The sequence below is a fragment of the Plantactinospora sp. B24E8 genome (genome assembly GCF_039871735.1).
In the GTDB taxonomy this organism is placed as follows: Bacteria; Actinomycetota; Actinomycetes; order Mycobacteriales; family Micromonosporaceae; genus Plantactinospora.
Genome location: NZ_JBDPMH010000011.1, coordinates 11,933 through 26,058 on the forward strand (window position 1 = coordinate 11,933; position 14,126 = coordinate 26,058).

Here is a 14,126-nt window from a genome sequence, read left to right on the forward strand (position 1 = left end):
TCCTCTCAGTAGTAGAGCAGGGCCTTGTCCCAGTCCTCGTCCGCGCCGAACAGACCGCGCGGCTTGACCACGTCGTGCACCCCGGTGAGTACGTGCTGCGGCACGAGCGTGCCGAGCGGCACGGCCGTCACCTCCACCGGCACGCCGTACTCCGCCTCGGCGGCCGCGGTCAGCGCCGACCGCGCCGCTGACCGGTGCTCGTCGGGCGCCTCGATCTCGACCCGCAGCCGGTCCGGTTCGGCGCGGGCCCGCCAGAACAACACCTCGTACTCGATCGGCAGCCCGTAGACCAGTTCCTCGACACGCTGCTGGGTGACCCGGGCGTCGCCGACCGGATATCCGAAGGCGGACCGGCCGAGGACCCGTACGGTCGGCAGCACCCAGCCGCACTCGCACGGCGCGTCGGAGACCTCGACCTCGTCCTCGAGGTTGTACCGCAGCAACGGCATGGCCCGCCGGTACAGGGGCGTGACCACGAGCTGGCCCCGCCCGCTGGTACCGACCTCACCTGTCGTCGGGTCGTAGACCTCGAAGACGGCCCGGTCCGCCCAGAGGTGCATACGACCGTTCGGGCACTCGCCGGCGAGGCTGCCGGTCTCGGTCGACCCGTACTCCTCGATGACCGGCACCCCCCACAACTCGCTGATCCGCGCACGCCGGGCGGCACTGAGCGGCTCGCCCCCGACGAAGAGGGCCCGCAGGGCGGGGAAGTCCGTACCCGGACGGTGGCCGGCGGCGCGGGCCGCCGCGGCCCAGAGCAGCGTCTCGGTCGGCATCGACCAGGTGAGGGTCACCCCGAGGTCGTGCAGCACCCGGATCACCCGCGAGTACGGCATGGCCAGCGAACGGTTGTCGCCCGGGACGACCGTGGCGCCGTGCAGTCGGGCCGCCGCGTGCGCCAGATGTCCGGTGATCATGAGCGCGTACGGGGTACGTACGAGAAAGGTGTCCTCGGCGGAGATGCCGATCCACTTGCGGGCGTACCGCTCGGCCAGGTCCACCCAGTCCGCGTCGGTGTAGTACGAGGCGGTCGGACGGCCGGCGGTCCCGCTCGACTCGTGGTACGTGGCCAGCTCCCGCCGGTCCACCGCGAGCAGGCCGAACGGGTACTGGTCCCGCAGGTCCTGTTTCGTGGTGAACGGCTGGGCCAACAACCCGGACCGGTCGGTCGGCGGCCGGTCGGCGAACCGCCGCCGGTAGAACGGCGAGGCTTCCGCCCAGCCCAGCATGGTCCCCAGTTGTGCGTTCTGCAGGATCAGCAGATCTTCCTCGGTTTTCCAGTCCCCGAGCTGCGGCAGCGACCGGTCGAGTATGGTCATTCGAATCTCCCGTCAGGCCCCGGATGTGTCCGGTCGAGCAGGCGGATGGCGTTCTCCCAGGCGACAAGCGCCCACTGCGCGGGTTCGAGCCCGACCGCCCGGTACTTCGCGAGTTCGACGGAGGGGTGTTGGAGAGGGAACTCCGAGCCGAAGAGCACCCGCCGGGCACCCAACCGGTCGATCGCGGCACGGAGGACCCCGCTGTATCCGCCCGATGTCTCGACCAGGATGTTCGGCACCGGCGCCACGAGGTCCACACCGTGGTAGTCGATGTTGCCGATACCGCTGTGCCCGAGGACGAAGGTCACCTCAGGGTGTCGGCCGGCCAGCCACGTCAGGTCGGCCACGGTGCAGCCCGGGCGGGTGAGGCAGACCAGGTAGACCGGGTGGGCCAGGCGCCCCGCCTCGGCGACGAACGCCTCCGTCCGAGGATCGGTCAGGGGCACACCGTGCACCGCGGGCGAGATCTCCAGCCCGTGGAACTCCGCCCCGCGGCGGGCGTAGTCGTCGACGGGGCGGTGCGGGTTGGCGAAGTAGAAGGGGACGAGTCGGCCGCCGGAGGCGGTACCGGCGGCAAGGACCGCCTCGTTGTCGGCGTCGGTCTCGACATGGCCGCCCTCCACGAGTTGCCGGGAGAGGCGGCGCAGGTCGATCGTGCCGCCGGCGGCGACCGCGGCCCGCTCGATCTGACACTCGTCGAGTACGGTGAGCAGCCGCTCGTACTCGCCCGGACGGGGCACGAGCCGGACGTGGAAATCGAAGACGGGCATCGGCTCACTGCTCGCGGCAGAACTCGTTGATCGGGTAACCGACATGCCGGTCCTCCACCGGCAGGTAGCCGAGGACCCGGTCGCCGGGCTTCAGTTCGGTGCTGTTGAGTACGGCCGCACCGGGCCCCAGCACCCGTACGTGCCAGTCGTCCTGGAGGATCAGGTTGACGGTGGTGCCGTTCGGCGCCACCGCGTCGATCGAGAGCAGGGGTCGGGATTCGATCTTCACCCGACCGACGGTGACCACCCGGGTACGGCCCTTCACGTCGACCGCCAGTACCTTGGCCCCCGCCCTCAGCTCGCTCAGGTAGCTGGTACGGCTGTTGGTCGAGAGCGTGTACGACATGATCGCGCCGGCGTTGACCCGGAACGGCCGGGTCGGCATGTACGGCAGCGGGTGGGTCTCGCTGACACAGAGGATCATGCCCTTGGAGTGCGAACCGACCAGGATTCCCTCGTCCTCGTTGAAGTAGGTGCAGGTGTCGACGCAGGCGCGTTCGCCCATGCCGACGTGGGTGACCCCGGTGACCTCCAGCTCGGTGAGCGTCAGGTCGTCCGGGCGGTATTGGGCCGCCGCCTTGAGGTCGGTGGCCACCCCGACCCGTTGCGGCGCGACCATGACGCCGTCCGAGCCGTGCTCCAGGACACCGAAGATGATCTCGGCTTCCTCGATGTCCTCGGCCACCGTGATGATGCTGCCCTTGGCCCCGGACGCCGCCGCGATGACAATCTCCAGCGGGATCTTGGTGGGGTCGCGGAACCGCAGCAGACTCCACGGGTCGGTCCGGGCCACCTGGCAGGCCCGGTCGAGCGAGGCCGCGTCGACGATCTCGACGTACCGGCCGAACTCGACGTCCGGGTACCGGGCGGCCAACTCGGCCGGGTGCCCGTGCGTCGTCTCGTCCACGATGACAACGTCCGCGCCACCAAGGTCCTCGGGAAGTTCGCCCTCCCCCGGCAGCAGCACCCTCGTCACGGTCGGCGGCAGTCCCGCCAGCGTCTCCGGGTCGGCCGCGACGATGCCGTCGACCCGCTGGTGCACCCCCTCCTCGATGATCGCGGCGCGGGCTGCTCCCGCTTCACGTACGTCCAGCCAGCAGAGCTTCACGACTTCCTCCTCGATGCGGGTGTGGCCGGTCCGCGCTCAGCGGACGGTCGCCGGGAACCGCTCCGGTTCCGGGGTGGATCTGGGCGGCACGGACTCGCGGTGGATCAACGCCGACATCTCCCTGGTCAGCCGCGCCGGGGCGTCCGCCTGGAAGACGTTGCGTCCCATCGCCACTCCGGTCACGCCGGCCCGCATCGCCTCGGCCACGTACGCCAGCACCTCGGTCCGGTCGGTCCGGCGTGGGCCACCGGCGACGACGACCGGAACCGGGGCGTTGCGGGTGATGTCGGCCATCTCGTCGACGGAGCCGACATAGAGTGTCTTGACAATGTCCACGCCGAGGTCGGCGGCGACCGTGACCGCGTGTGCGACCAGCTCCGGATCACGAGGGTTGTGCACCTGTGGGCCGCGCGGGTACATCATGGCCAGCAGCGGCAGGTTCCACCGGTCACACGCCTCGGAGACCATCGCGAGGTCGGCGATCTGCCGCGCCTCCTCGCGCGACCCCAGGTTGACGTGCACGCTGACCGCGTCGGCGCCCAGCCGCAGCGCCTCCTCCACCGTGGCGACCAGGTACTTGGCGTCCGGGTCCTCGGCCCGCACGGTGCTGGCCGACAGGTGCAGGATCAGCGACAGCTCGCTGAACCACCGGTGGTCGACGTAACGGAGGCTGCCCTTGTGCAGCACCACGGCGTCGACGCCGTTGCCGGCCAGCTGACCGATGAGCCGGTCCACTCCGGCACCCCCGGTCACCGGGCCGTCGGTGACCGAGTGGTCCAACGGCACGACGAGCAGCCGTCTGCTGTCGTGTCGGTAGAGCCGGTCGAGCCGGACGCGCCGTCCGAACGCGGTGTTGGTTGCCATGGTGTACCCCCGTTTCACCTGGACGCCATCGACCAGTCTTGATCGAGTACGAGCTTCCGGTGCAGCAGCGCGACCGCGTCCAACGCCCGGTCCAACGGAACCGTGACCGAGGTGCGCAGTTGCGACGTGAAGAGCCAGGACGTCGGAATGCCGGCGGCGGTCAACTCGGCGAGCAGCGCGGCGGTGTACCCGGGTCGGCTGAGCAGGCCCACCCCCACCAGGGACACCTTGGCCACGTGCTCGTCGAGCACCAGCGTGGCCCCGACCGCCGCCAGCCGGCGCCGCAACTCCGGTGCGACCCTGTCCAGATCGCCGCGCTGCATGGTGAACCCCATCCGGAACTCGTCCTCGAAAGGACCCGAACGGGCCACCAGGTCCAGCGGCGCGTGGTACTCCGCGAGTACCGACAGCAGCTCGCCGGCCAGGTCCCGACGCGGGCCGTCGCACCGGATCAGAACCCGCACCACGTCCAGCTCGTGGCACACCGCGAGCACCCCTGGGCCCTCCAGCGACGGTCCCGCGCCACGTCGACGGACCGTGGTGCCGGCGCTGTCCCGCAGGGCGTTGCGCACCCGCAGCTCGATGTCGCGCGCCGCGGCCAGCTCCGCCGCCCGTGAGTGCAGCACCTTGGCACCGGCGAACGACATCTCCACCGCCACCTCGGCCGGAACCTCGGGCAGTACCCGGGCTCCGGGAACCACCCGGGGCGCCGCGCTGTAGATGCCGTCGACATCGGTGTAGATCTCACAGGCGTCGGCGTCCAACGCCGCCGCCAGTGCCACCGCGGTCGTGTCGGAGCCACCCCGGCCCAGGGTGAGTACGTCGCCGGCGGCGTCCACGCCCTGGAAACCGGCGACGACCACCACTCGCCGCTCGGCCAGGTGCCGGGCGATGCGGGTGGTGTCGACGTCGGCGATCCGACCGGCACCGGGTGGTCCCTCCGCGACGACGCCCGCCTGGGCGCCGGTCAACGACACCGCCGGCACGCCGATCGCCGCCAGCGCGGTGGCGGCCAGCGCGGCCGAGACGATCTCGCCCGTCGCCAGCAGTTGGTCCGTCTCCCGGCCGGCCGCGCTGCCGCCGAGCGTGGCGGCCCGGCCGAGCAGCTCGTCGGTGGTGTCGCCCTGCGCCGACACCACCAGCACGACCGACGTGCCGGTGGCGTGCAGGTCCGCGACCGAGGCGACCGCGCGACGGACCCGGTCGGCGTCGGCCAACGAGGTGCCGCCGTACTTGCGCACCACAATTCGCATGAGACTCCCCGGGAAAAAGAACAGGAATTCGCCGCGGTCGAATCGGACCGGTACCGAAAACGTTAGTGAGCACTCGGCGGTCGGCGAACTACCTACCCGAGTAGTCGGCTGACTGGCTCGCGCTGTTTCTGGCCTGACGTACTGTCCCGGCGGCCGGAATGCGGCACGCTCGACCACATGCCAACCGCCACCTCAGAGCCGCCGGTACTCATCGTCGGCGCCGGGCCGGTCGGTGCCACGCTCGCCGCCGTCCTGGCCCAGCACGGTGTGCCGAGCCTGGTCGTCGACCGGGCCCGTACCGCCTCGCGTCACCCCAAGATGGATTTCCTGAACGGCCGGAGCATGGAGCACTTCGGGCGACTCGGGCTGGCCGAGGAGATCCGGTCACTGGGTGTCCCCGCCGACCACCTGTTCAACTTCCAGTGGATCGAGACGCTCGACCGGCCACCCGTGTCGGTCTGGGAGTACCCCTCGGTGGACCAGGTCCGGGTGCGGATGGCAGAGCTCAACGACGGCACCATGCCACGCGAGCCGTACCAGCGCGTCATCGGTTCCCGACTGGAGGAGCTGGGCCGGCGCCAGCTACGCCGGTCGCCGCTGACACGGCTCCGCGAAGGGTGGGCCTTCGAGGGCTTCCGCCAGGACGCCGACGGGGTGGACGCGACCCTCGCCACCGCCGACGGCGAGCGGGAGACGGTCCGGGTCCGCTACCTGGTCGGCTGTGACGGCGCGAACAGCACGGTACGTCAGGCGGCCGGCATCGACAGCCGCTCGGTCGAGCCGGAGGTGACGCACCGCGACGTCTTCTTCCGGAGCACCGATCCGGTGCTGCACCGGCACGGCCGGTTCTTCCTCACCATCGCCGCGCGCGGGCTCACCCTGGTCTCCCGGGACGGCGACCAGCTCTGGACCGGTACGTTCCCGCTCTTCGAGCCGGAGCAGCGCGACGTCGACCCGGTGACCGAGCTGCGCAGCCGGCTCGGCGTCGACGTCCGGGTCGACGAGGTGCTGGTGGTCGCCGACTGGGTGGGGCGGCTGGCCGTGGCCGACACGTACCGTCGCGGCCGGGTCTTCGTCGCCGGTGACGCCGCGCACCAGTTCTTCCCGACGGGCGGACACGGCGCCAACACCGGCATCGGCGACGCCGTCGACCTGGGCTGGAAGCTGGCCGCGACGGTGCACGGCTGGGCCGGACCCGGTCTGCTCGACAGCTACCAGGCGGAACGCCGGCCGGTGGCGCTCTTCAACCGGGAGATGTGCGCGAACCTGCTCGACGTGTGGCGACGCTACCCGACACTCGCCGCCGCCGGCGCCTCCCGCGCCCAGCTCGCCGGTTTCCTCGACCAGGAGCGGCACCAGATCGACAACATCGGCATCCACTTCGGACAGCGTTACCACGACTCACCTGTGGTGCCGCGGGAGTCGGGCAGCGAGCCGGCCTGGGACTGGCGGCGCATCACACCCACCAGCTGGCCGGGCGGCCGGCTGCCGAGCGTACGACTCGCCGACGGCACCGAACTGTACGACCTGCTCGGTCCGGTGCTGACCCTGCTGGACTGCTCCGGCAGCCACGCCGGCAAAGGGCTGGTCGACGAGGCGGCCGGCCGTGGGCTGCCGTTGGCCCACGTCGTGGTCGACGAGCCGCACGCACGGCAGGTGCTGGAGCGGGGTCTGGTGCTGGTCCGACCGGACCAGCACGTGGCCTGGCGGGCCGATCAGGCACCGGCGGACCCGGCCGCGCTGCTCGACCTGGTGCTGGGCCACTGACCACCGACCCGGTCCACGCCGGATGACCCGTCCGGCTCGACCCGGGTAGCCACGGCCGGCACCTACCGCTGCTGATGCTGACCGAACCGTCACCGGACCCGACACCGCGCCGATCTCCGGCCCACGGGCTTCGGACGCCCGCCACCGACGATCCGCTGTCCCTTCACTGGAAGCGAGCGAGATGACCTGGCTGCACGACGTCCTCGACCCGGATATCCCGGCGTTCGCCCTGCTGCACCGACCGGACTCCGACGGCGACCGCGTCCTCCTGATCACCGGTACGACGTGCACCGTACCGAGGCTGGCCGACCTTCCCGTGCCGGTCGGTCGCCCGGAGGTCGCCGGCCCCGACGTGCTCGCGCTGGTGCCCTACCGGCAGATCGCCGAGCGGGGCTTCGCCTGCGTCGACGACGGCACGCCGTTGACGGCCCTGCGGGTGCACCGGTGGCGTGCCCTCGACCGGGACGAGGTCCTGGCCGGACTGCCGAGGGTCACGGCGCCGCTGCGTGACGTCGGCTTCGACCTCGACGACCGGCGGTACGCCGACCTCGTACGCCGGGTCGTCGACGACGAGATCGGCACCGGCGAGGGCGCCAACTTCGTCATCAAACGCTCGCTGTCGGCAGAGATCGTGGGATACGCCGAGGAACCGCGGCGGCACGCGCTCGCGGTGTTCGGCCGGCTGCTGGCCGCGGAGACCGGCGCGCACTGGACGTTCCTCGTCCACACCGGCGGCCGCTCGCTGGTGGGGGCGAGCCCGGAGCGTCACGTCACCGTGGTCGACGGCGTGGCCACCATGAACCCGATCAGCGGGACGTTCCGCTACCCGCCCGGTCCGCCCGACCTGGCCGCGCTCCGTGACTTCCTCGACAACGGCAAGGAGGTCGACGAGCTGTACATGGTGCTCGACGAGGAACTCAAGATGATGGGCCGGCTCTGTCGAGGCGGTGGCGAGGTGATCGGCCCACGGATCCGGCCGATGGCCCGCCTCGCCCACACCGAGTACTTCATCCGGGGCCGCACCGAACTCGACGTACGACGGGTCCTGCACGAGACGCTCTTCGCGCCGACCGTCACCGGCAGCCCGCTGGAGAGCGCCTGTCGGGTCATCGCGCGGTACGAGCCGGGCGGACGGGGCTACTACGCCGGTGCGCTCGCGCTGATCGGTCGGGAGCCGACCGGGCAGCGGGTACTCGATTCGGCGATCGGGATCCGTACCGCGGACATCGACCCGACCGGCCGGGTCCGGATCGACGTCGGCGCGACCCTGGTCCGGCACTCGGATCCCCGGTCGGAGGCGGCGGAGACCCGGGCGAAGGCGGAGTCCCTGCTCGCCGCGTTCGGTGACGGCAGCGCGCCACCGGTCGCCCCGGGTTGGCGCGACCCGGGACTCTGGCGGGACCCGGACCTCGAGCGCGCGCTGGCCGGACGCAACGAGCGTCTGGCGCGGTTCTGGCTACAGTCGCCGGAGGCACGGTCCCAGCCGGTGGCGTCGCTGCTCGGTCGGCGTGTACTGGTGATCGACTGCGAGGACAACTTCACCGCGATGCTCGGGCACCAGCTGACCGCGCTCGGGCTCGACGTGACGATCCGCCGCTTCGACGCCGACCACCGGCCGCAGGAGTACGACCTGACGGTTGTCGGGCCGGGACCGGGCGATCCGCGGGCGGCCGGACATCCCAAGATCGCCGCCATGCGGCGGGTCATCCGGCAGCTCCTCGAGCAGAACCGCCCGCTGCTGGCGGTCTGCCTGGGTCACCAGGTCCTCGCCCAGCTGCTCGGGCTGCCGGTCCGCCGCCTACCGACCCCGAACCAGGGGGCGCAGCGGACGGTCGAGGTCTTCGGCCGCGAGGAGGAGTGCGGCTTCTACAACACCTTCGCCGCGTACGCCTCGGCGGATCTGCTGCCGGCACCGGTGCCGGGCGGGGTGGTCGAGATCTGCCGTGACCGGGAGACCGGCGTGGTGCACGCGACGCGCGGCGAGCGTTTCCGGTCGATGCAGTTCCACGCGGAGTCGGTGCTGACCCGCCGGGGTGTCGAGCTCATCAGCCGGGTGAGCACCGAGCTGTTGGCCGGTACCACGCGCGTCCCGACGGCACCACCCCGGGCGGACGACCCGGCACCGGCTCTCCTGCCCTGAACCTTGGCCGTGCGTCCGGTCCGCCGACCCGGTCGACCGCCGGGTCGACGGGTGCATCCGAGATCGACCACCCGAACCGGACGTCCGATCCGGTCGGGTGGCGTACCGCGTCACGAGAGGAGTCCCGGTGATCGGCGAACAGACGCTGACCCGTCCGGGTGAATTCGCCACCGAACTACACGAGCGGGAACTCGACTACCTTCGGCTCCTTCCGGCGGAGCAGCAGCCCGCCTGGACGAACGAGTGGCTGGCCGAACGTGTCCGGGCCGACCTCGCCGGGATGCCGCCGCTGGTGGGCTGGAACGAGGTGCGTGGCCTGCGTCGGGCTCTCGCCGAGGTCGCCGCCGGCCGGCTGCTGGTCATACAGGCCGGTGACTGCGCCGAGGATCCGGCGGAGTGTACGCCCGGGCAGCTGTCGTACAAGGTCGGTCTGCTCGACGCGCTGGCCGGCGTACTCCGGACCCGGACCGGCCAGCCCGTGCTGCGGGTCGGCCGGATCGCCGGCCAGTTCGCCAAACCCCGTACCCGGCCCACGGAGATCCGGCACGGCATCGAACTGCCGGTCTTCCGGGGCATGCTGATCAACGGCCCGGAGCCGGATCCGGTGAGCCGCCGGCCGGACCCGTTACGGATGCTCAGCTGCCACCGCGCGGCGGGCCTCGCGGTGGACTATCTGTGGCACACCGCCAGCTGGGCGCCGGATCCGACGACGACGGTCTGGACCAGCCACGAGGCGCTGGTCCTGGACTACGAGCTGCCCCAGCTCCGGCGGCTACCGGACGGGCGGCTGCTCCTCACCTCGGCACACTGGCCGTGGATCGGAGACCGGACCCGGCAACTCGACGGCGCGCACGTCCGGTTGCTCTCCTCGGTCGCCAACCCGGTGGCCTGCAAGGTGGGGCCCGGCACCGGCCGGGGGGAGCTACGCGAGCTCTGTGCCCGCCTCGACCCGCGGCGTGAGCCGGGGCGCCTCACGCTCATCGCCCGTCTCGGCGCGGACCTGGCAGCCCGCCGCCTGCCCGAACTGGTGACCGCGGTCCGGGACGCGGGTCACCCGGTCATCTGGCTCTGCGACCCGATGCACGGCAACACCGTCACCGCCCGCGACGGACGCAAGACCCGGTTGCTCGAACAGATCGTTCAGGAGGTGCGCGCCTTCCGGCGGGCGGTCGCCGGGGCCGGCGGCACCGCCGGCGGGCTGCACCTGGAAACGACACCGCACGACGTCACCGAGTGTGTACCGGACGCCGACCACCTCGACCGGGTCGGTGACCGTTACACGTCGCTCTGCGACCCCCGACTCAACCCGGAGCAGGCCCTGCGGGTCGCGGCGAGCTGGACCTGATGAGGAGACCGTAGTGAGCATTCCGCGCATCAGCCCGTACCCGATGCCCGACCGGGACGACGTTCCCGAGACCCGGGTGGCCTGGCGGGTCGACCCGGCCCGGGCCGTCCTGTTGATCCACGACATGCAGCGGTACTTCGTCCGCTTCTTCCCCACCGGCGAGCAGCCCCTCGTCGACCTGGTCCGCAACATCGAGCGACTGCGCCGGCACTACACCGCGCTCGGGGTGCCGACGGCGTACACCGCCCAACCGGGCGGCATGTCCGACGAGGAGCGCGGACTGTTGAAGGACTTCTGGGGCGCCGGTATGACGACCGCTCCCGAGCATCGTGAGGTGGTGGACCCGCTGCAACCGGCGCCGGGCGACCTGATGCTCACCAAGTGGCGGTACAGTGCCCTGCACCGTACCGAGCTGGTGCCGTTCCTCCGCCGTACCGGTCGCGACCAGCTGATCATCTGCGGGGTGTACGCCCACGTCGGCTGTCTGATGACCGCCGCCGAGGCGTTCGCCAACGACATCCAGCCGTTCCTGGTCGCCGACGCGGTGGCCGACTTCTCCCTGGAGTACCACCGAATGGCGCTCACCTACGCCGCCGAGCGCTGCGCGGCCGTGCCGACCACCGACGAGCTGGTCGCCGCCGCCGGGGCCGCGCCGGTGCTGGCCCGCCCCCGCGGGTCCAGGACCGGTGACCGGCGCGGATAGCCGCCGGTCCGGAGAACGAACGCCGTCCCGCCGGTTCGAAACCGGCCTCCGCGAACCACTGCTCGTACTCGGCACACGTGTAGACCATGCCCTCGCCGGAGGCGACGGTCAGGAAGTACGCCGAGAGCGCGGCGGCCAGGTCGGGACCGGTCTCGTCGTCGTCCGCCCCCGGGGTCACCACGAAGATGCCGGCACCCGGCTCGACCGCCCGGGCGGCCTTGGCGATCAGGTCCTTGTTGCGCTCGACCGACCAGATCTCCAGGAAGTGCCCGAAGAGCACGGCGTCACAGCCCTTGGGGAACTCGTCGTTGAACGCGTCGAGCCCCACCGCCCGTACCCGGTCCTGCAGGCCGAGGGAGGCGATCTTCTGGTTCGCCGTCTCCGCGATCGTCGGCAGGTCGACGATGGTGACCCGCAGGTTCGGCCACCGGCGTGCCAGGTAGGTGGCGTTCACCGCGGTGCCGCCGCCCACGTCGAGCAGGTGGGTGTACGGCGACAGGTCGAGCTGCTGGACGAGTTCTTCGGCGACGAGCCGGCTCACCGAGCCCATCATGTTGTGGAACGTCGTCTCACGCTTCGGGTCCAGCGCGAGCCGGCCGTACAACGTGGGCGAGTCGCCCGGGATCTCACGCTGCAACCCGATGTTGGTGTTCGCTTTGAGCGACTCGTAGAACCAGGCCATCGGCCGGTAGTTGACGTGCTGTTCCCACGGGACGAAGGCGGCCGGCACGTCGTCGAGCTTGCCGGCGAGCGGCTCGGAGACCGGGGTGTTGTGGTATCCGTCGCCCTCCTTCCTCAGCAGTCCGGCCGAGACGCAACCGAGCAGCAGGATCCGGGCCGGTTGCTGCTCGATGCCCAGCCGCTCGGCGACCTGGGCCCGGGTGAGCCCCGGTTCCCGGCTGAGCAGTTCGAAGAGCCCGAACTCGCAGGCGGCGCTGAGGTACTGGAACCGGTAGTGCGCGTAGAACAGCTCGCGGAGCGGTTCGATGTGGGTCAGCTGGGGATCGGTCGGGGTGAGCGACATGGCTCCACTCCTTCGGGATTGCGGACAGCGGGATCGTGGTGGGTCGACACTGTGGTCAGGCGCGTGCTCCGCCGTCGACGACGAGGTCGAGTCCGACGGTGAACCCGGACTCTGGCGAGGCGAGCCAGAGCACGGCGTCGGCGATCTCGGCCAGGGTCCCGACCCGGCCGACGGGCAGGATCGCGCCCATCCGGGCGGCGCGCTCGGCTTCCGACTCGCCGGGCAGGAACGACATCTCGGTGTCGCACGGGCCGGGACTGACCGCGTTGACCCGGACCCCGCGACCGATGTACTCCCGGGCCGCAGTACGGGTCAGCGCGCTGATCGCGGCCTTGGTCGCGCCGTACGCCCCGAGGCCGGGCACGGTCACGTGCGGCCCCACGGCCGAGGACATGTTGACGATCGTCCCGCCGCCGTTGGCCGCCATGTGTTCGAGTTCGTACTTCATCGACAGCCAGGTGCCGGTCAGATTGGTGGCGAGAACCCGCGACCACTCCGACTCGTCGATCGTGGCCACCGGTCCCGCGGCGGCGAGGACGCCGGCGTTGTTGACCGCCACGTGCAGTCCGCCGTGCTCGCGTACGGTCGTCGTAACCAGTCGGGCCACGTCCGCGGCCCGGGTCACGTCCGCGACGACGTGGTCCGCCCGGCCGTCCCGTTCCTCGACGAGTTTGACGGTTTCCCGCAGCGGATCCGGATTCCGTCCGGCCACCACGACGGTGGCCCCCTCGTCGGCGAAGGCCAGGGCTATCGCCCGGCCGAGGCCCGAGCCGCCCCCGGTGACGAGCACCGTCCTGTCAGTGAATCGTTGGGCCAACACGTCGCCCTCCATCGGCTGGTCGAAACTTCGGGCGCACTCGCCCGGATGCAACTGGAGGGACGCGACCGCCGAGGCGGCACGATGCGGTCGCCGATCGCCCGGCCGGACCGGCACGGCGACGTCCGCCGGGCCGTTTCCGCCTGGGATGTGATCCGCGTGTGGGCCACGCGGTCGCCGGCCCGGAGCCGGCCGACCACGCCCGCCGTCATCGCATCGCCGTCGGGTCGGACCTGCTGGTCCGGCCGGACGGAACCTGTTGTACTCGCCACCCCGCCCGGCCCGGTCCACTCAGGGTGGAGACCGGTACGGGACGGGACGCGCCCCCGTTGGTGGTGCACTGTTCGGTGCGGGTCATCAGAGCCCGCCGTGGTTTCAGTGGTTGCTGAACACCCGGTCGTACGAGAGCCGTGGCAGGCGGTCGTACCAGGCGTTCGGCCCCGGCCTGCCGACGTTCACCACGGCCAGGGCGCGGTGCCGGCCACCGGGGAAGAACTCCTCGCTGACCTTGTCCGCCTCGAAACCGGTCATCGGCCCGGCGGCGAGCCCGATCGCCCGGACCCCCAGGATGAAGTACGCGACCTGGAGGGTCGCATTGAGCAGCGCCGACTCGACCCGGGCCGCTTCCTCGGCGAAGAAGATCTCCTTCGCCTGCGGGAAGACCGGGAACTGCTCAGGCAGGTTCTCGTGGAATTCGAGGTCGGCGGCGAGCACGGCGTTGAGCGGGGCCGCGGCCGTCTTGCCCTGGTTGCTGTCCCACATCAGCGGGACGAGGCGGCTCTTCGCCGCCTCGGAGCGGACCAACGCCACCCGCAGCGGCTGCTGGTTGAACGAGGTCGGCGCCCACTTCACCAGGTCGTACAACGCCTCGATCTGCTCGTCGGAGACCGGTTCGTCGGAGAAGGTGTTCGCTGTCCGTGCGTCACGGAACAGCAGGTTCTGGGCAATTTGATCAATGAGTACGTGGTCAGACGACATCGGGTCGTCTCCTTCCTTCGTCGAGGATCCGGGGTGCC

General features: G+C 71.2%; 11 protein-coding genes and 1 pseudogene. 4 read left to right on the forward strand and 8 right to left on the reverse strand.

The genetic code is table 11. The features are described from left to right. Nucleotides 1-5: 5 nt before the first annotated feature. Genes ABGB21_RS18005 through ABGB21_RS18025 form a run of 5 tightly spaced genes read right to left on the reverse strand, consistent with a single transcriptional unit; the run spans nt 6 to nt 5,314 of the window. Complete coding sequence (locus tag ABGB21_RS18005) at nt 6-1,319, reverse strand: AMP-binding protein (protein ID WP_347678618.1); 1,314 nt, start codon at nt 1,317-1,319, stop codon at nt 6-8. After that, nucleotides 1,316-2,089: an amidohydrolase family protein gene (locus tag ABGB21_RS18010; RefSeq protein WP_347655550.1), complete on the reverse strand. Its 774-nt coding sequence runs from the start codon at nt 2,087-2,089 to the stop codon at nt 1,316-1,318. The genes ABGB21_RS18005 and ABGB21_RS18010 overlap by 4 nt, the downstream gene beginning before the upstream one ends. A gap of 4 nt (nt 2,090-2,093) precedes the next feature. Then, a complete protein-coding gene (locus tag ABGB21_RS18015) occupies nt 2,094-3,197 on the reverse strand; it encodes a 3-dehydroquinate synthase II (RefSeq protein WP_347655551.1) in 1,104 nt (367 codons plus the stop codon). Nucleotides 3,198-3,233: 36 nt separating this feature from the next. After that, nucleotides 3,234-4,061 carry a 2-amino-3,7-dideoxy-D-threo-hept-6-ulosonate synthase gene (locus ABGB21_RS18020; RefSeq protein ID WP_347655552.1) on the reverse strand — a complete coding sequence of 276 codons (828 nt, stop codon included), beginning with the start codon at nt 4,059-4,061 and terminating at the stop codon, nt 3,234-3,236. A 14-nt stretch (nt 4,062-4,075) separates the two neighbouring features. After that, on the reverse strand, nt 4,076-5,314 hold the full coding sequence (locus tag ABGB21_RS18025) for an aspartate kinase (protein WP_347655553.1): 1,239 nt from the start codon (nt 5,312-5,314) through the stop codon (nt 4,076-4,078). Between the two features lie 177 nt (nt 5,315-5,491). On the opposite strand from ABGB21_RS18025, the gene ABGB21_RS18030 reads away from it, so the two are divergent. From ABGB21_RS18030 to ABGB21_RS18045, 4 genes and pseudogenes are all read left to right on the forward strand, one after another. Beyond that, nucleotides 5,492-7,081: an FAD-dependent monooxygenase gene (locus ABGB21_RS18030; RefSeq protein WP_347655554.1), complete on the forward strand. Its 1,590-nt coding sequence runs from the start codon at nt 5,492-5,494 to the stop codon at nt 7,079-7,081. A gap of 181 nt (nt 7,082-7,262) precedes the next feature. Continuing rightward, on the forward strand, nt 7,263-9,221 hold the full coding sequence (locus ABGB21_RS18035) for an anthranilate synthase family protein (protein WP_347655555.1): 1,959 nt from the start codon (nt 7,263-7,265) through the stop codon (nt 9,219-9,221). Between the two features lie 127 nt (nt 9,222-9,348). Then, on the forward strand, nt 9,349-10,566 hold the full coding sequence (locus ABGB21_RS18040) for a 3-deoxy-7-phosphoheptulonate synthase (protein ID WP_347678620.1): 1,218 nt from the start codon (nt 9,349-9,351) through the stop codon (nt 10,564-10,566). Between the two features lie 124 nt (nt 10,567-10,690). Further along, a pseudogene (locus tag ABGB21_RS18045) lies at nt 10,691-11,131 on the forward strand (isochorismatase family protein); the annotation flags it as partial. A 16-nt stretch (nt 11,132-11,147) separates the two neighbouring features. On the opposite strand, the gene ABGB21_RS18050 reads toward ABGB21_RS18045, so the two are convergent. The 3 genes from ABGB21_RS18050 to ABGB21_RS18060 all read right to left on the reverse strand — a co-directional run bounded on the left by ABGB21_RS18050 (nt 11,148) and on the right by ABGB21_RS18060 (nt 14,088). Beyond that, on the reverse strand, nt 11,148-12,293 hold the full coding sequence (locus ABGB21_RS18050; RefSeq protein WP_347655557.1) for a methyltransferase: 1,146 nt from the start codon (nt 12,291-12,293) through the stop codon (nt 11,148-11,150). Nucleotides 12,294-12,348: 55 nt separating this feature from the next. Next, on the reverse strand, nt 12,349-13,113 hold the full coding sequence (locus ABGB21_RS18055; protein WP_347655558.1) for a glucose 1-dehydrogenase: 765 nt from the start codon (nt 13,111-13,113) through the stop codon (nt 12,349-12,351). Nucleotides 13,114-13,485: 372 nt separating this feature from the next. Continuing rightward, nucleotides 13,486-14,088 carry a malonic semialdehyde reductase gene (locus tag ABGB21_RS18060; RefSeq protein ID WP_347655559.1) on the reverse strand — a complete coding sequence of 201 codons (603 nt, stop codon included), beginning with the start codon at nt 14,086-14,088 and terminating at the stop codon, nt 13,486-13,488. Nucleotides 14,089-14,126 lie beyond the last annotated feature (38 nt).

Bases quoted from the DNA above. Each gene is read 5' to 3' on its own strand.
- ABGB21_RS18060 (WP_347655559.1), bottom strand. From the start codon at position 14,088: ATGTCGTCTGACCACGTACTCATTGATCAAATTGCCCAGAACCTGCTG.
- ABGB21_RS18020 (WP_347655552.1), bottom strand. From the start codon at position 4,061: ATGGCAACCAACACCGCGTTCGGACGGCGCGTCCGGCTCGACCGGCTC.
- ABGB21_RS18030 (WP_347655554.1), top strand. From the start codon at position 5,492: ATGCCAACCGCCACCTCAGAGCCGCCGGTACTCATCGTCGGCGCCGGG.
- ABGB21_RS18005 (WP_347678618.1), bottom strand. From the start codon at position 1,319: ATGACCATACTCGACCGGTCGCTGCCGCAGCTCGGGGACTGGAAAACC.
- ABGB21_RS18035 (WP_347655555.1), top strand. From the start codon at position 7,263: ATGACCTGGCTGCACGACGTCCTCGACCCGGATATCCCGGCGTTCGCC.
- ABGB21_RS18025 (WP_347655553.1), bottom strand. From the start codon at position 5,314: ATGCGAATTGTGGTGCGCAAGTACGGCGGCACCTCGTTGGCCGACGCC.
- ABGB21_RS18050 (WP_347655557.1), bottom strand. From the start codon at position 12,293: ATGTCGCTCACCCCGACCGATCCCCAGCTGACCCACATCGAACCGCTC.
- ABGB21_RS18010 (WP_347655550.1), bottom strand. From the start codon at position 2,089: ATGCCCGTCTTCGATTTCCACGTCCGGCTCGTGCCCCGTCCGGGCGAG.